The following is a 17,175-nucleotide window of genomic DNA, read 5'->3' on the forward strand; positions in this document are numbered from 1 at the left end:
CTGAAGGAGGCCTAGCTACTATGAACAAGATTCCGTTCTTAGCTTCATCTCGCCATCTCAAAAAGAATCTGCAGCTGGCGCTGCTCGCACTGCCCGCCTTCCTCGTGATCTTCGTCTTCTCTTATCTGCCGATGGGCGGGATCTTCATTGCCTTCAAAAATATCAATTATACCGATGGTATTCTGCGGAGTCCTTGGGTCGGGATTGATAACATCAAGTTCTTCTTTACCTCCAGCGACGCTTGGATGGTCGTTCGAAACACGCTTCTATATAATAGCGTCTTTATTGCAGTAGGCACCTTCTTATCCGTCGTATTCGCGATTCTTCTCAATGAAGTCGTAAGCCGCAGATGGGTCAAGGCCTACCAGACGGTTTTCTTCTTCCCCTACTTCTTCTCCTGGATTATCGTGGCTTACATGGCCTACTCGTTCATCGGGCCGTATGGCGTTCTTACTACGTTAACCGAGAAGCTGGGTTTTGAGGCGTTCGACTTCTACTCCACCACGTGGGTCTGGCCCATAATGCTAACCCTCATTAATATTTGGAAAGGGCTTGGCTATGTCAGCATTATTTTCTACGCAGGCATTCTGGGCATTTCACAGGAATACTTCGAGGCGGCTGAGATCGACGGCGCTTCCAAACTTCAAATTATCCGCAACATTACCATACCGCTCATCATGCCGCTCATCACGATCATGACGCTGCTCTCCATCGGCAAAATCTTTTACTCGGATTTCGGCTTGTTCTTCTTCGTCCCAAGGGAAGTCGGTCAACTATTCCCGGTCACCCAAGTTATCGATACGTATGTGTATCGGATGCTCAAAGTTTCAGGCGATATCGGCATGTCGTCCGCAGTCGGGTTATTCCAATCCGTTATGGGCTTTATCGTTGTACTGGGAAGCAACTACGTCGTGAAGAAAATCGATGATGACAATAAATTATTTTAGAAGACGTCTGGAGATGAGATGAGCCTATGCCACAGAAGAAAAGGAAGATTTCGCAGCTTCTTATCCATTTGATCTTTATTCTCTTTAGTCTATGTTGTATCCTGCCGCTCGTCTCGATCTTGTCCATCTCCTTCAGCAATGAAGTGGACATCATCAAGAACGGATACAGCTTAATTCCGCGCATGTTCGATTTGAAAGCTTATACGTACGTCCTCTACCGCCCTATCCAGCTTCTAGGCGCGTTCAAAGTATCCATCATGGTCAGCTTCATCGGCACCTTTCTCGCAGTACTGTTCATGGCCGGCATCTCCTACACACTCTCCCGCGAAGATTTCAAATACAAGAATAGCCTCAGCTTCTACGTCTTCTTCACGCTGCTGTTCAACGGCGGCTTAGTCCCTACCTACATCTTGATCAGCAATTACCTGCATTTGAAAAATACCATCTGGGTGCTCATCCTTCCATACCTGGCCGTACCTTGGTTCATTCTGCTGCTGCGCTCCTTTATGCAGAAGATCCCTTTCAACATCATTGAATCCTGCATGATCGACGGAGCGAGCGAATTCCGCATCTTCTTCCAAATCGTGATCCCGCTTGCCAAACCCGGTTTGGCGACCGTTTCCTTATTCACCATGCTGCTCTACTGGAACGATTGGTGGCTCAGCCTCCTCTACATCGAGAATGAACACCTTGTTCCGCTTCAATATATGCTCTACCGCATGATGAACAACATTGCCTATCTCACCAGCTCGACCAACATGATGCCCGCTAATATGAAGAACGCTGAGCTTCCTTCGGAATCCGCGCGGATGGCGATGGCAATCTTGGCAGCAGGACCGATGCTCGCTGTCTTTCCGTTCTTCCAGAAGTATTTTGTCAAAGGACTTACCGTCGGTGCAGTGAAGGGATAGCTTAAACGTGGATCTCTGATCCCATTTAAGATAGCAATGCCAATACAAAAAAGGGAGGATTCACAATGCAACGAGCAAGAGCATTCCGATTGTCCAAGTTAGGCCTTCTATGTACGATTATGCTTCTCGTATTCAGCATGCTGGCTGTCGCTTGCGGCAACAACTCCAATAATAATGGAGGAAACACGAGCACGAACAACACCGGCAAGTCCGACAATACAGCCGCGGCGAATGAAACTTCAAATGCAGCTGCCACAACAGACAACACAGCTGCAACAGATGCGAATACAGCGGCAGATCTGCCTGAAGTTAAGCTTACCTGGTACTTCCCCGGAAACTTCCCGCAACCGCAACAAGATAAGATTTTCGCTGAAGTCAATAAAGTGATCAAAGATAAAATCAATGCTACCGTTGATTTCAAAGCGATCCCGTTTGGTGATTTCGATCAAAAAATGCAGGTGGTTATTGCCTCCGGCGAGCCTTATGACATTACGTTCACAGCCGGCTGGATCAACAACTATACGCAAAACGTAGCCAAAGGCGCATTCCTCCCGCTCGATGATCTGCTTGCCAAGTACGCACCGACGACGTTAGCCTCCATGCCCGCTTCCTTCTGGGATGCAACGAAAATCAAAGGGCAAATCTACGGCTTCGTCAATCAGCAAATCTCGGCAAGAACACCGGCCGTTACAGCTCCAAAAGCATTAATCGATAAATATGGCTTAGATATGAATTCCATTAGCGGCAAAATCAATGAAAACAGCTTAGACCTGCTCCTGCCGTTCATTCAAGCGGTTCAAAAGGATTATCCTCAGAAATACCCGGTTATCGGGATTGACCCGGATTTCTTCAACATGGAGGCTATTGTCGGCTTCAATGTACCCGGCGTCGTGAGATTTGGCGATGACTCCCTCACGGTTATCAATCAGTTCGAATCCGATAGCTATAAGAAATTCGCAGCTACCCTTAGAGATTGGAACGAGAAGGGCATTCTGCATTCCAAAGAACGGATCTCCAAGAAAACCGATGATTGGACAGACGGAAAAGCAGGCAAATGGGTGCTGAACATCGGCGGCGCATTCAAGCCGGGCGGCGCTAACCTTGACTCCGCGCTTGGCGGAGAGCCGTACCTTGAAGTTCCTGCCGGCACTGCGCATTTGACAACAGGCGGTATCACGGCAACGATGCAAGCGATCAACCGCAACTCCAAAAATCCGGAAAGAGCGATGATGCTGCTTGAATTGCTCAACACGGACAAAGATCTCTACAACCTCTTAAACTTCGGTATTAAAGGCGAGCAATACGATTTCGATGCTGATGGCCTCATGATCCCGGGACCTGCGCAAGCCGACTACAACCCGCAAGTACCTTGGATGTTCGCGTCCAACTTCCTGGCTAATGTAGAGAAAGGCATGCCAGCGGATGTTTGGGAGCAAACGAAGAAAGTGAACGCGGAAGCTGAGCCTTCCAAGCTGCTGGGCTTCACCTTCGATGCTGAGCCTGTAAAAGGTGAAATCGCGAAAGCCTCTGCGGTAAATGACGAGTATTCCCGTGCGATCAGCTTGGGCGTTACTTCCGAGGAGAAATACAACGAGTTCGTGGCGAAAATGAAAGATGCCGGCGCGGAAAAAATTATCGCGGAAATGCAGAAGCAAATCGATGCTTGGAAAGCAGCGAAATAAGGATGGAATGAAAGAAGTCGTGCAGCGAGCTGCACGACTTCTTTTCTTTGTAGGGAATGCCGCGCTAATCCTGCAGCAAGAACCGATATCCGATGCCCGGCTCCGTCTCAATGAACACGGGTCTCGTCGGGTCCTCCTCCAGCTTCTTGCGCAAATGGCCAATGTAGATACGCAGATAATGGCTGTCTGATTCATGGTGATGGCCGCCCCAAACCTGCTGCAGCAGCTGCCGCTGCGTAATGACCTTACCCGCGCTCGAGGCCAATACTTTGAGCAGGTCGTACTCCGTAGGCGTTAGCTTCACTCGATTGCCGTCCAGCTCAACGACCCGCTGCGCCAAATCAATCATAAGCCGGCCGAATTGAAGAACCGGCTCATCGGTTGATTTCGCTGCATGACGGAGCGCAACGCGAATTCTCGCGAGCAGCTCCCCCATGCCAAACGGCTTGGTCACGTAATCGTCCGCTCCGCTGTCGAGCGCCGCAATCTTATCGTCTTCTCGGTCCTTGGCCGTCAATACGATGACCGGTATCCGCGTCCACTCTCGAACTCGGCTCAGCACCTCCATGCCGGATATATCCGGCAAGCCAAGATCGAGCACGATAAGATCGGGATGGATGGTGCTTGCTTGATAAACGCCGTCTTCTCCAGTTGCGGCCGTATGAATGTCAAAGTGATGCGCTTGTAAGGAAACTTGGAGCAGCTTGCGAATTTGCGGCTCGTCATCGATGATCAAGATACGTGCTCCGGTTGTCGTGGTCATATCAGTTCGTTATCCCCTTCCGGAGTCATTTGAGCGAGAAAGCTCTGGTCCCCCAGTGGCAGTGCAATCTGGATAACGGCACCTTTCGGAAGGTTATGCTCCGCTGTAATCGTTCCCCCATGCGCTTCCATGATGCCTTTGCAGATCGCAAGCCCAAGCCCCGTTCCCGGCACATGCTTGGTCCTGCTGCCACGGTAAAATTTATCGAATATGCGCTCAAGGTCAGCGGCTGGAATCCCCATACCCGCATCCGCTACTCTGATGATAACATGGGTTTCATCCTGCTCGACGGAAATCACGACGGTGCTCTCATCCGGCGAGTACTTGATCGCATTGTTTACCACATTAACGAGCACTTGCTCAAGCAGCACCTCATCGCCAAGCACAATCGGAATTCGCTCCGGCAGACTCACCTGTATTTCGCGGTTACGCTGGAAGTCCTTCACTTGGGACAAGACAACTCCGATAATGTCTCCGACGTCGCACCAGTTTTTACGCAGCCGAAGCATGCCGCTTTCCAATTGGACCATGCCAAGCAGGTTCGTGACGAGCCGATTCATGCGCAAAGCGCCGTCTCTAATGGTCGCAAGCAATTCGAGTCGATCCTCGGAGGAAAACATCCGATCTCCCTCGATGAGTCCCGTTGCTGACCCGATAATCGTTGCGAGCGGAGTCCGTAATTCATGGGAAACGGAGTCCAGCAATGCCGTTCGTAAGCGCTCGGATTCAGCCGTCAGATGGGCAAGCTTTGCCTCTTCCCCTAACTTCACCCTTGCGATCGCACTTGCTGCGAGTCCGGCGAAGGCTTCGAGCAGTCTTTTATTCTCCATGGATAGAGTAGTCGAATCACCGCTTGCAAGATTCACGGCTAATACCCCGTACACCCGCTCTTCCGTGAGCAGCGGCACATACAAGCCGGGGAATTCTCTTAATGTGCCTGAACCCCGTCCTGCCATTTCCCCGTGCGAATACACCCATTTGGCGATAGCCGTCTCCGATTCTCCCCAGCCCCAGTCCTCGCTTGCGGAAGAAGCAGCTAATGTAAGCTCATCCTGACTGTCAGGCAAATAGAGCGCTACCTGCGAATGGATGGTAGCCGAAACTTGATGGCAAACGTTCTCCAGCAGCGATCGAATATCCGCAATGGCCGTCATTTGCCGACTTAGTGTATAGAGCGATGCCGTGTGGGCTTCTCTTTGCTTAGCCAGCTTCAGCTGCTGTTTGAGCCTGGCAGCCAGGCTGGCCGTTAGCGCTGCAACTGCAAGGTAGACGACAAAGGAAAAAATATAACGTAAATCCGCTACCGTAAAGCTAAGGAAAGGCGGAACAAAGAAAAAATCAAAGGCAAGCACGCCTAAGGCTGCAGCATAAAACGAAGGGGCAAGTCCCCAATATACGGCGCTGAATAATACAGGGAATAAATAAATAAGTGCAATGTTAACCATATCGAAGGCCAGCTCAAAAGCATGGAGGACGATGGTTAACAAGGTGACGCATAAAGTAACCCAAACATAAGGCTTCATCGAAAAAGCTCTGATTCTCAAGGCTAGATTCATTCTCATCACATCCTGTAGAGACGATATGCCATTCATTATTGCGTTTGGGCATCAAAGTCCGCCACAATTAATACATCCATATGCCTGGTAAGCCGAATCAACTGATTGACGACGGAACCCTTCCATAGCGATTCCCAGAAGGATAGCTTCGGTTGACCTATAACCAGCTGTGTCGCTTCAACCTCATCTGCTTTCGAAGCTAAAACAGCGGCAATTTGTCTGTTCTGGTGCTCTTCATGGATAATAAACTTCCCGCCTAATCGCTCCGTCAATTTCTCCAAAGCAGCCAACCGTTTCTTCAGCTCATCCGAACAGCTGCTTCCCACTTGTACATAATTGACATACCATGCGGCCTTAAGCCTGTACGCCGTCCGGAACCCGCGCCGTATCAGACGTTCGGCATGCGGCGTACTGTTGACGCAGATAAAGATCACTTCTTTCCTTCGCCACGGGCCGCGCAGAGAACTCTTCCGCTCGAACGATTCCAATCGTTCATCGACATCGTCGGCGATTTCGCGAAGGGCCAGCTCTCGCAAAGCAATCAGGTTCCCTGTTTTGAAGAAGTTATTTAGCGCCTGATCGACTTTCGTCATGGCATAGATTTTGCCCTCCCGCATCCGATGCTGGAGCGCTTCCGGAGCAACATCGATGAGCTGCACCTCATCGGCCAAATGAAGGATACTATCGGGTACCGTTTCCCGGACCCGAACTCCGGTAATTTGTTCGACAGCATCATTCAAACTCTCCAAGTGCTGCACATTAACCGTTGAAATGACCGAAATGCCCGCATCCAATATTTCCAGCACATCTTCATATCGTTTCTTGTACTTGCTTCCGGGTACATTCGTATGGGCAAGCTCATCGACCAGTACAACCTCGGGACATCGCCGGATGATCTCATCCGTATCCATTTCTTCAAGGGTAACTCCTTGATATACCATACGCTTTCGGTCTATGACATTCAAGCTGCCGATCTGCTGGATCGTTTCGGCTCGGTTGTGGGTTTCCAGCAGTCCTATCTGGACATCAATCCCCTTTCTCAGATGGTCATTCCCTTCGCGCAGCATCATATACGTTTTGCCCACGCCGGGAGCAGCGCCGATATATACTTTAAATTTGCCGCGTCTGATTTGGTCGATCTTCTCCGCTACTTCCTGCTGGCTGAGCCGCTTATATTTCTGCTGCTCTGTGGCCGCCGTCATTTGGGCGGGAAGAACCCGCTCTCCCTCATTCGCCGTGGAATCAGCGACTAGAAACAGATCGATATTTTTCGTGATCTTCAGCAGCTCACTTATAATGGACCCCTGCCAGAACTCCTGCCACCGTGTTTGCTTCGAATGCCCCATCACGATGCGCGTCACATTATGCTGGGTCGCGTAGTTCACTAATGTCTTCGGAATGCGCCTTCGCTTCGGGAATGGCAGCTCTTCAAACTTACCATCCACTTTCTCTACAAGCTTAATCGTGCTCCTGCGGAAGGTTGCCTCTTCTTTCGATAAAGACTTCTTCAATTTGCGAAACGTAATCACAACCAGATCCCCGTTCAGTCGCTTGGCTATTTGCTGTCCTCGCCTAACATAGATGGATCCGTTCCAGTGGTACTGCGTCGTGACCAGGATGCGCTCCGCTGCGCCGGATGGGCCGATCAGCCCCATTTCTTCGCGATGCAATTTCAAGGATTCATTCACATCCTCCGCAACCAGCCGAAGCGCCAGTTCACGGAGCACGCCCAAATTGCCTCGTTTAAACACCGTTGCATCCTTATTCCCTTTCAGATGCCCTTCGGCCATACGATTTAATACCGTTTCCGGGGTGACGTCAATCAGCCTCACCTCATCGGCCAGTTCAAGCGTATCCGCGGGAACCGTGCACGCCGCTTCAATCCCCGTAAGCTTATGGGCGATTTCGGTGTAACCCTCAAGCTCGTATACGTTAACCGTTGTGATCACGCTAATCGCATGAGAAAGCAGAAATTTGATGTCCTCCAGTCTGGTAGCAAAACGGGCATCCGGACGATTGCGGTGAGCAAGGCCGTCTACGAGAACGACTTCCGGATTTCGCTCGAGCAGCGCATCGAGGTTCAAATCCTTGAGCTCAGCTCCGTTCTCATACCAATGAATACTAGGGACCCGCTCCAGGTCACCCAGCTGCTCTACCGTCTCTGGTCGCTGCAGCGTCGAGACTGCGCAGATGACCACATCGATGCCTTGCTGCTTCAAGGTCTGTCCTTCGCGCAGCATATGATAGGTTTTGCCCGAGCCGCTTACGGGACCGATGTAGATCTTCAGCGTACCGCGGTGGAGCTTCGAGATGGAATGCAAGATATCTTCCGGCGTTTTGCGTTTAAAGCTTTCCACTGGCGATTTCCCCTCTATATGAAAGATGAATAAAACCGAGAAAGCCACCCCCACAAAGTGGAGGCGGCTGCTTGAGTATTACTTCACTTGCTTCATGAGTTCCATATTAATGCCCGTTACGTTCACGCGCGGTTCCCCGAAAATGCCAAGCTGCCGGCTTGTCGTATTGGCATCCACGAGTTCATTAAGCTCCTGCTCCGAAATCCCCGTCTCTTTGCTGATTCTCGGCACTTGCGCTTTGGCTGCTTCCGGAGACAAATCCGGATCATAGCCGGAGCCGGAGACGGTTACCAGATCGGCCGGGATATCCGTCAAATTCGGATTATCCTTCCGAAGCGCGTCGATTTGCTCTTTCATGGCCTTCACGTATTCCGGATAGGCAATGGCCATATTGGAGCCCGCCGAGGCTGTTGGATCGTATTTTGCGTTCGAAGCTCGCGGATGGAACAATTTTGGCGATTGGAAATCCTGGGCTAAAAGCTCCGAACCGACAACCTTGCCGTTCACTTCAATTAAGCTGCCTGCGGCTTGTTTCGGGAATAAAGCTCCCGCTACACCGGTCGTGACTAATGGATAAAGGAGTCCGCAAAGCACCATAAGCACTACGGACAGACGTATCGCGGTCAGTGTCATCTTCATATGATTATCTCCTTAAACGAGTTGAAGACCATGAAGCACCAGGTCTATGATTTTGATGCCGATGAATGGAACGATAACCCCGCCAAGGCCGTAAATCAGCACGTTGCGAGTAAGCAGCGTATCGGCTGTCATGGCACGGTATTTCACGCCTTTCATCGCAATTGGGATGAGCAGCGGGATAATGACGGCATTGAAAATTAACGCGGACAAGATCGCCGATTTCGGCGAAGTCAGGTGCATGATGTTCAGCGATTGCAGCTGAGGCATCGCCAATATGAACATAGCCGGGATGATCGCGAAATACTTGGCGATGTCATTGGCAATCGAGAATGTCGTAAGGGCGCCACGGGTAATGAGCAGCTGTTTGCCGATCGAGACCACAGACAACAGCTTCGTCGGATCGGAATCCAAATCGATCATATTGGCCGCTTCCTTCGCAGCCATCGTTCCCGAATTCATCGCCAGGCCAACGTCGGCTTGAGCCAGCGCCGGAGCATCATTCGTACCGTCGCCCGTCATCGCAACGAGCTTGCCTTCTTGCTGTTCCTTCTTAATCGCGGCAATTTTGTCCTCCGGCTTCGCTTCGGCGATGAAATCGTCGACTCCCGCTTCAAGAGCAATTGTAGCCGCTGTGAGCGGATTATCGCCCGTACACATGATTGTTTTGATGCCCATTGCCCGCATCTCCGCGAAACGTTCCTTCAGTCCAGGCTTCACGGTGTCCTTCAAGTAGATGACACCGTATATGCGATTACCTACGGCCGCAGCGAGCGGAGTGCCTCCCGCTCTGGCAATCCGGTTCGATGCTTCTTCTAAATCGCCCGGGATGCTGCCGCCATTGGCGGAAACAAATTTCTTAATGGCATCGACCGCACCTTTACGGATCTGAACGCCGCCGGCCATATCAAGTCCGGACATTCTTGTTTCTGCCGTAAACTCAACAATTTCGGCGCTTGCATATTCGCTCTCCGCCCAAGATTCGCCGAGTTTACCGGCAAGCTCTACGATCGAACGACCTTCAGGCGTTTCATCCTTTACAGAGGCCTGCAAAGCAGCGAATGTCATTTCCTTGGCTGTGACGCCTTTGACCGGAATGAACTCAGCAGCCATCCGGTTCCCGTACGTGATCGTGCCCGTCTTATCCAAGATCAGTGTATCGATATCGCCGGCAGCCTCAACAGCCTTACCGGACATCGCAAGTACATTATATTGCGTAACCCGGTCCATGCCGGCAATCCCGATAGCGGACAACAGCGCGCCGATGGTTGTCGGTATTAAACAGACAAGCAATGCGATTAGGGTAGCAATATCCAGATTGACATTCAGATAGTTCGCCATTGGAACCATTGTCATAATAACAATAAGGAAAATGATCGTTAATACGGCAAGAAGCGTCGTTAATGCAAGCTCATTCGGTGTTTTTTGCCGCTTGGCGCCTTCTACGAGCGATATCATGCGATCCAGGAAGGATTCACCCGGATCTGTCATGACTTTCACAATAATATAGTCGGAAGCAACTCGCGTCCCCCCTGTAACCGAGGAGAAATCGCCGCCGGCTTCCTTGATCACAGGTGCTGATTCACCTGTGATCGCCGATTCATCGATGGATGCCAGACCCTCGATAATCTCACCGTCTGTCGGAATAAGCTCGCCGGCTTCCACGCGGACAATGTCGCCTTTCTTCAGCTGCGTGGAAGGAACCTGCTTGAAAGAGCCATCCCGCTGAACAAGCTTCGCCATCGTTTCGGACTTCGTTTTCCGAAGGGTATCCGCCTGCGCCTTGCCTCGGCCTTCTGCTAATGCTTCAGCGAAATTGCCGAACAAGACGGTAAAGAGCAGAATGAAAAATACGGTCACATTATAGCCTCGGCCTACTGTATCCGCGCCAAACAGATCAGGCTGTATGGATAGCAGCAACGTAATAACCGTACCTACTTCAACGATAAACATAACCGGGTTCTTGATCATGACCGCCGGATTCAGTTTCTTAAAGGCATCGAGTATCGCCTGCGATGCAATTTCCTTTGTTATTGTTTTTCTGCGTGCAGCAGCCATCGTTTATCTCTCCTTAAGTTTATTGCGGCATGGCCAGATGTTCAGCAATTGGCCCCAGTGCAAGTCCAGGGAAGAACGTGAGCGCTCCGATCACGAGAATGATCATGATGAGAATTCCCGTGAACAATGGTGTATTCGTGCGCAGCGTTCCAGTCGATACCGGTACAACTCGTTTAACCGCAAGAGACCCCGCAATCGCAAGCATGGCAATGATGGAAATATAACGGCCAAACAACATGACCAGACCAATCCCGATATTATAGAAGTCGGTATTCGCGGTCAGTCCGCCAAATGCGGAACCATTGTTTGCCGCACCGGACGTGAAGGCATAAAGCACTTCAGATAATCCGTGCGTCCCTGCGTTTGCTATGGACGCGGTAGCCACCGGCGTTGCAAGTGCAATCGCGGTCGGTGCCAGAATGAGCAAAGGATGAATGAGAAGCGCAATTGCAGCAAGCTTCACTTCTTTTCCTTCAATTTTCTTACCGAGGAATTCCGGCGTGCGTCCAACCATCAGACCGCAAATGAATACCGATAAAATGAGATACAGTAACCCATTGAGGAGCCCGACGCCTTTACCGCCGAATACGTTATTCAGCATCATTTCGGACAACGCAACAAAGCCGCCCATCGGTGTTAACGATTCGTGCATATTGTTTACAGACCCCGTAGTAGCTGCCGTTGTCACCGCTGTAAACAATGCGGACTGCGATTCGCCAAACCTTACTTCCTTGCCCTCCATATTTCCGTGAAGGCCTGCCGCATCAAGAGCGGGAACGCCTCTGTATTCCGATACAAAAACGACTGTAAGCATAACCAAGAAGATGAGTCCCATAGCTCCAAATACAGCCCAGCCCTGCTTCTTGTTCTTAATCATCAGACCGAAAGCATACACGAGCGCGGTAGGAAGCAGCATCATGCATATAATTTCAACCATGTTTGTGAGCGGTGTTGGATTCTCGAACGGATGCGCAGAGTTCGTACCGAACCATCCACCGCCGTTTGTACCCACGTGTTTAATGGATTCAAGTGTCGCTACAAGACCTCTGGTTATCGTCTGCTGAGCCCCTTCAAGCGTGGTCGCATCTATAGCACCCTGGAACGTTTGCGGAATGCCTTGGAATACGAAGAACAAAGCGACCAAGAAGCTGAGCGGCAAGAATACTCGCGTAATTCCGCGAACCATATCCACGTAGAAGTTACCGAGATTATCTTGACGGCCGATGAGTCCACGTATGAACGCAATCGCTATAGCAAAGCCGGTTGCCGCCGACGTGAACATTGGAAACGTGATGGCAAGCAATTGAGACAAGTAAGAAAGTCCATTCTCACCTGAGTACGACTGCCAGTTTGTATTCGTAATAAACGATACGGCTGTATTAAATGCCTGCGCTGCCGGCATATTGCCGATCCCGTCCGGATTGAGCGGCAGGAAGCTTTGAAACCGCAGGACAAGATACAGAAGAATCATCATGACGAAGTTGCTAAGCAGGACGGCTGCTATATACTTTTTCCATCCCATTGCTTCATCTTCGCGTACGCCCATCAAGCGATACAGCATGCGTTCGAAAGGACCGAACACACGATCGAGCCCCGTTTTTTCTCGTTGAAAGACTTTTACTAAATAACTGCCTACCGGCTTAACCAACAACATTAAGATGATAAGCGTTATGGCAACTTGTATGAACCCCATACTCATGTTATGAATCCTCCGCCCTTACCATTTAGAATTTTTCGGGTTTTACTAATACAAAGCCAAGGTACAAGATTAGAACAGCTGCAATAATACCGACGATAATCATAGCGTTACCTCCCTAGGCTTTCTCACAAAACTTAAGAAATCCCCAAAATATAGCAAATGCAGCAACAAACAATACGACCATTGTAAAATCATTCATCATGTCTCTTTACTACCTCCCTGTTACTGCAGTAATGAATTGAGAATATTTTCCCCTGTTGGATTGAAACTATGCTTGAATTAATGGGTGCCTGAAGTTTGTTTGGATACTCATCATTTCCCCTCGTTGGTATAGTGAAATCTTAATACGGGTTGCTGTAAAAAGGGGGTAAAGAAACCTGCTGCCAGGTGTAAAAAAAGTATAAAAATCGCCGTTATCGATGTTTAGAATGAGACATAGGCCTGCGAATGGTCGAATAAATACGCGCGATTCCATAATGCGCAGCTTCGGCCCGTGATACCTTTAGCTGTATAATCGAGCTGCTCAGCCAAGCTTGTTAATGCGGATTCCATTAAATGTGCGCGTTCCGTTCCCCACGATTCTTCCTTCTGATGGATATAATCCAAACTTTCTTCTAGTGTCAGACCCTTGATTCGCTGGTAGATGGCCGTCCACTGCACGATGTCCCCCTTCAGGTTACAGCCGTGCAGCTGGAATTCAATGAACCCACTTCCGCCGTCATTCGTGGTAATCGCAAGCAAACCGCAAATACAGTCTTCACTATGTCCGGGCAGCCTTTCATCGGTGAGCTCACCGTCAAATTGAAACAGCTCAATCGCTTTAATCTTGCAATCTTTCATACTACTCACTCTCCTGATTGTTTGTCGGCAGATGATAGAAAACGCAAAGAGGCCCGGGAGCAGAGAAACTCTGCTCCCGGGCCTCTTAAACAGCGTAAAGAAACAAGCTGTTGCAAGCTCGATTGAAGGGGGTTCTCTCTCATACGCTTACGAGGTTAGCTGTCGGATTCGGGCTTGAGAGTACCCTACCTTAACAAATAACACCTGTTATGGATTCACCCCAAGGAGCCGCTCTGGCATGCGTCGGCTCCTAATTGGTTCCCCCGTTCCTCTTGCGAGGACTCAGCGTTTAAAGCAAGATTTGATGTTGTTGAATCAAATCTTATTCCTGTTACACGAGATTGTAAAATCTGATTATGTGACCATATTCTCCTATTCGGACGTTATCCGTTTATGAAAGCGATGTCTTTCAATGGAGACACTCAATTTCAATAGATTTCCGTCAGAATGCTCCAATTTTTCGCATTTTCTATGGTGAAGCATTAACAATTGAATGTTCCTCGGGGATGCGGTACGCTGGTAATCATAGCGGAGAAGGCTGGCCGGCTAAGGCGAAGGAGATTGGTTCATTGTGCAGATTTTGCACCGGGAAAGCAGCGGACAGCAGGAAATAACCGTTTACGATACGAGTGAGTATGGAGAGGAGCGCGGGCGATTCCGCATCCTTCAGTTCTCGAACAGCGCCATGCAAGGCGCTATGGATTTGGACCAGCCGGAACGTATCTTGTTTGAATACCCGCAGGCAATGATTCACCTCATGAACAGTAGTAATCCTTCCTTCCAGCGTGTGTTCGTTATCGGACATGGCATCGGGACGATTGCGCGGAATTGCCCGGGGAAGCGCTTTAAAGTTGCAGAGCTGGACGAGCATGTGGTAGCGTTAAGCAAGGAGTATTTTGGCTATAGTGACGATAATGTGGTGGTTGGCGATGGCCGCGAGTTTCTTGCTGACGAGGATGCGTATGCGCTTGATTTCATCGTGCTTGATGCCTTCTCCGATAAGGGCACACCTCGGCATTTAACTTCGCAGGGCTTCTTCGAGCTCGCTGCCGCCAAGCTGGACGAGAACGGCGCGATCCTCATCAATCTGATGGGTAAACGCGAAAATGATGCTCATATAAACGCCATCTATACGACGCTGCAGGAAGTGTATCGCTCTGTGCAAGCTTTTGCCTTGCCAGCTGAAAGTGCATCCGATCGAAGGAATTACATTCTCGTGGGAAGCAACGAGCCGCTTCCCTATCAAAATCGGCGCATGGCTGGGTTTATGGAGATCGAATTAGGGCAAGGCTATATCATTGAAGATCGCTAGCACCATGCACTAGAGAGGTTGATATAAACTGATGAATACGCCAGTCACGACGGAGCAGACCGTCCGCTTGTTCGCCGCTGTCTCCGTTCCAGATGCCATCAAGCAGTCTATTTCCATCATGTGCGAAGACATCAAGTCACAGCTTCCCTTCCGCAAATGGGCACATAGGGACGATTATCACATCACGCTGCAATTTCTAGGCGATACGCCGAGCGCGCTTGTTCCAGCCATAGCAACTGCACTGAGTGAAGCAGCTACTGGTGTTCCTGCCTTCGAGCTGCAGGTTGCCTCGCTAGGCGTCTTCGGTCGCCCGATTCGCCCCTCCATCCTGTGGGCCGGCGTCGAAGGAGATGTCGCGCAATTGCATATGCTGCAACAAAATGTAGCCCGGATGTTGAAGCCCCTCGGGCTCACACCGGAGAGCCGCTCATATAACCCACATCTCACGCTTGCACGAAATTACGCGGGCAAGGATTCATTCGAGCCTTCGATGCTTAGCGGCTTTCAGGTTCCTACCTCAGGCAACCCGCTCCAGTGGAAAGCAGATGCCATCACACTCTATCAGAGTCACTTGCAGCGTCGCCCCATGTACGAGGCTATTTCAGTGGCTCCGTTTCTTCGGGATTAAGCGAATTAGCCCCCTTCAACCTCCATCATTTACGTTATACTGGTTTGTAATAGAACCATTTTGGAGGTAGATAGGCCTATGGAATCACGATATTTAATAGATAATACCACCTTTCAAGACTGGCCGGCCGTCCTCATGAAATCTAGCGGACTACGGATGATCGTCATCCCTGAGCTAGGAGGCAAAATCGTCTCTCTGCTAAACCTGGTAACCGGAAAAGAATGGATCGTCGGCACCGGATCTCGACCGCTTGCCAAGGTGGAGCATGGCTCAAATTTCCTCGCGGCGGATATGAGCGGTTGGGATGAATGTTTCCCTACTGTTGCTGCCTGCACCTATCCGGTAGATGGTGCCTACTTCGGACAACACATGCCCGATCATGGCGATGTATGGTCGATTCCTTGGGAGGTTTCTCTCGATGAACAGGATGCACTTGTGTGCAGGGTAGTCGGCAGAGCCCTCCCTTTCGAAATGACAAGAACCATCCGCTTCGAAGGGGAGCAGCAGCTACGGATCGATTACTCCGTTCGTAACCTCAACTCTGAGACGTTATCTGCATTTTGGCTTGCCCATCCCCAATTTGTTGCCACGGCACAGACGCAGATAATGCTGCCTAAGGCCACTAAACAAGTTCGCTGTGTAGGAGGCGGACGCTTTCTGCAGAAAGGTGAGTTGTATGATTGGCCGGAAGCGGTTATTGATGGTTTGAAGCTCCGCCTTGATACGATCGGCCCCGCTTCCGCCAAGGATGCTCGTAAATTCTATATTGATGGGGCAGTCCATGAGGGATGGACCGGACTATATGAACAAGACAGTGAGGATTATTTGAAGCTGGAGTGGGATGCTGAATTGGTGCCTTATTTGGGCATATGGATTGACGAAGGGCTATGCAACGAGCAAGCCGTTTGTGCGCTGGAGCCATGCAATGGGTACTACGACAACCTTACGGTAGCAACTGAACGAGACAAGCTTCTACGCATTAATCCGTACTCCTCGAGCGAGTGGCACTTAACTGTCAAACTAGGCTGTGGCCCGTTGGCAACTAAATAATTGGTCCTACTTCGTATAACGTCATCCTCAAATCGCTTAAATCAACCTTTTGGAAAAAACACCACTCCGACGCGTAATGTCGGAGTTCCAGCTTATTCCTTTACTACTCATCTCAGTTCTATCAAAGCAAAAATCCCGTTTCTCGGTTATCCGAAAAACGGGCTTGAATGTTGTAATAATGGAGCGGAAGACGGGAATCGAACCCGCGACCCTCGCCTTGGCAAGGCGATGCTCTACCGCTGAGCCACTTCCGCAGGTAAATATGGTGCGCGTAGAGGGACTTGAACCCCCACGGTCGCCCGCCAGATCCTAAGTCTGGTGCGTCTGCCAATTCCGCCATACGCGCATAATGTTAAGTGCCCCCATTTTCGTTAAACGAGAATGGTGAGCCATGTAGGACTCGAACCTACGACACCCTGATTAAAAGTCAGGTGCTCTACCAACTGAGCTAATGGCTCAAGTGTAAAAATGGTGCCGGCGATAGGAGTCGAACCCACGACCTACTGATTACAAGTCAGTTGCTCTACCAACTGAGCTACACCGGCATGTGTATAAGTTTCAAGTCTTACCAAACTCAATTAAATAAAACCCACAAGTGGGTTATTCAATTAGTTGATTTACAACTTGAAAACTGGATACGAACCTTTGCGAAGGTCTTATTTAGCTGATCTTGATCCGAAGTTGAACATCCGAGCGAATGTTCGTAGGATAAGCCCTCGACCGATTAGTATTCGTC

At 50.1% G+C, this 17,175-nt stretch carries 14 protein-coding genes, 4 tRNA genes and 1 riboswitch; of the genes, 6 read left to right on the plus strand and 12 right to left on the minus strand.

The window, feature by feature from the left end; all coding sequences use genetic code 11:
• The first annotated feature begins 20 nt into the window (after positions 1 to 20).
• The 3 genes from AC6ESO_RS29925 to AC6ESO_RS29935 all read left to right on the plus strand — a co-directional run bounded on the left by AC6ESO_RS29925 (position 21) and on the right by AC6ESO_RS29935 (position 3,540).
• Positions 21 to 947: an ABC transporter permease subunit gene (locus AC6ESO_RS29925; RefSeq protein ID WP_494822250.1), complete on the plus strand. Its 927-nt coding sequence runs from the start codon at positions 21 to 23 to the stop codon at positions 945 to 947.
• A 26-nt stretch (positions 948 to 973) separates the two neighbouring features.
• Positions 974 to 1,858, plus strand: a complete 885-nt coding sequence (locus AC6ESO_RS29930) for an ABC transporter permease subunit (protein WP_494822251.1) — start codon at positions 974 to 976, stop codon at positions 1,856 to 1,858.
• A 65-nt stretch (positions 1,859 to 1,923) separates the two neighbouring features.
• A complete protein-coding gene (locus tag AC6ESO_RS29935) occupies positions 1,924 to 3,540 on the plus strand; it encodes a DUF3502 domain-containing protein (RefSeq protein ID WP_497094528.1) in 1,617 nt (538 codons plus the stop codon).
• 64 nt (positions 3,541 to 3,604) lie between these two features.
• On the opposite strand, the gene AC6ESO_RS29940 is transcribed toward AC6ESO_RS29935, so the two are convergent.
• The 8 genes from AC6ESO_RS29940 to AC6ESO_RS29975 all read right to left on the minus strand — a co-directional run bounded on the left by AC6ESO_RS29940 (position 3,605) and on the right by AC6ESO_RS29975 (position 13,449).
• A complete protein-coding gene (locus tag AC6ESO_RS29940; protein ID WP_497094529.1) occupies positions 3,605 to 4,303 on the minus strand; it encodes a response regulator in 699 nt (232 codons plus the stop codon).
• Positions 4,300 to 5,826 carry an ATP-binding protein gene (locus AC6ESO_RS29945; protein ID WP_497094530.1) on the minus strand — a complete coding sequence of 509 codons (1,527 nt, stop codon included), beginning with the start codon at positions 5,824 to 5,826 and terminating at the stop codon, positions 4,300 to 4,302. Before AC6ESO_RS29945 ends, AC6ESO_RS29940 begins: the two co-directional genes overlap by 4 nt.
• 68 nt (positions 5,827 to 5,894) lie before the next feature.
• The gene (locus tag AC6ESO_RS29950) at positions 5,895 to 8,216 is read right to left on the minus strand and encodes a histidine kinase (RefSeq protein ID WP_497094531.1); all 2,322 of its coding nucleotides are present in this window, start codon (positions 8,214 to 8,216) and stop codon (positions 5,895 to 5,897) included.
• A gap of 78 nt (positions 8,217 to 8,294) precedes the next feature.
• On the minus strand, positions 8,295 to 8,855 hold the full coding sequence (gene kdpC, locus AC6ESO_RS29955; protein WP_497094532.1) for a potassium-transporting ATPase subunit KdpC: 561 nt from the start codon (positions 8,853 to 8,855) through the stop codon (positions 8,295 to 8,297).
• 12 nt (positions 8,856 to 8,867) lie between these two features.
• Positions 8,868 to 10,910 (minus strand): potassium-transporting ATPase subunit KdpB, encoded by a 2,043-nt coding sequence (kdpB, locus tag AC6ESO_RS29960; protein ID WP_497094533.1) that lies wholly within the window; start codon positions 10,908 to 10,910, stop codon positions 8,868 to 8,870.
• Positions 10,911 to 10,929: 19 nt separating this feature from the next.
• Positions 10,930 to 12,603: a potassium-transporting ATPase subunit KdpA gene (gene kdpA / locus AC6ESO_RS29965; protein ID WP_497094538.1), complete on the minus strand. Its 1,674-nt coding sequence runs from the start codon at positions 12,601 to 12,603 to the stop codon at positions 10,930 to 10,932.
• A 31-nt stretch (positions 12,604 to 12,634) separates the two neighbouring features.
• On the minus strand, positions 12,635 to 12,712 hold the full coding sequence (locus AC6ESO_RS29970; protein ID WP_091225672.1) for a potassium-transporting ATPase subunit F: 78 nt from the start codon (positions 12,710 to 12,712) through the stop codon (positions 12,635 to 12,637).
• Positions 12,713 to 13,032: 320 nt separating this feature from the next.
• Positions 13,033 to 13,449: a hypothetical protein gene (locus AC6ESO_RS29975; protein WP_497094534.1), complete on the minus strand. Its 417-nt coding sequence runs from the start codon at positions 13,447 to 13,449 to the stop codon at positions 13,033 to 13,035.
• 129 nt (positions 13,450 to 13,578) lie between these two features.
• A riboswitch (cyclic di-AMP (ydaO/yuaA leader) is annotated at positions 13,579 to 13,747 on the minus strand.
• Positions 13,748 to 14,020: 273 nt separating this feature from the next.
• Between AC6ESO_RS29975 and AC6ESO_RS29980 the strand changes: the two genes are divergently transcribed.
• The 3 genes from AC6ESO_RS29980 to AC6ESO_RS29990 all read left to right on the plus strand — a co-directional run bounded on the left by AC6ESO_RS29980 (position 14,021) and on the right by AC6ESO_RS29990 (position 16,439).
• Positions 14,021 to 14,761 carry a spermidine synthase gene (locus tag AC6ESO_RS29980; protein WP_497094535.1) on the plus strand — a complete coding sequence of 247 codons (741 nt, stop codon included), beginning with the start codon at positions 14,021 to 14,023 and terminating at the stop codon, positions 14,759 to 14,761.
• Between the two features lie 31 nt (positions 14,762 to 14,792).
• Positions 14,793 to 15,389, plus strand: coding sequence for an RNA 2',3'-cyclic phosphodiesterase (gene thpR, locus AC6ESO_RS29985; protein ID WP_497094536.1), 597 nt, complete (start codon positions 14,793 to 14,795; stop codon positions 15,387 to 15,389).
• A gap of 78 nt (positions 15,390 to 15,467) precedes the next feature.
• Complete coding sequence (locus AC6ESO_RS29990; RefSeq protein ID WP_497094537.1) at positions 15,468 to 16,439, plus strand: hypothetical protein; 972 nt, start codon at positions 15,468 to 15,470, stop codon at positions 16,437 to 16,439.
• A gap of 179 nt (positions 16,440 to 16,618) precedes the next feature.
• Here the strand turns inward: AC6ESO_RS29990 and AC6ESO_RS29995 are convergent.
• From AC6ESO_RS29995 to AC6ESO_RS30010, 4 genes are all read right to left on the minus strand, one after another.
• Positions 16,619 to 16,693: transfer RNA gene (locus AC6ESO_RS29995), tRNA-Gly, on the minus strand.
• Positions 16,694 to 16,702: 9 nt separating this feature from the next.
• Positions 16,703 to 16,785: transfer RNA gene (locus AC6ESO_RS30000), tRNA-Leu, on the minus strand.
• Positions 16,786 to 16,821: 36 nt separating this feature from the next.
• Positions 16,822 to 16,897: transfer RNA gene (locus tag AC6ESO_RS30005), tRNA-Lys, on the minus strand.
• An 11-nt stretch (positions 16,898 to 16,908) separates the two neighbouring features.
• Positions 16,909 to 16,984, minus strand: a tRNA-Thr gene (locus AC6ESO_RS30010).
• Positions 16,985 to 17,175: the final 191 nt, after the last annotated feature.

It is taken from the genome of Paenibacillus rhizoryzae (assembly GCF_059686995.1).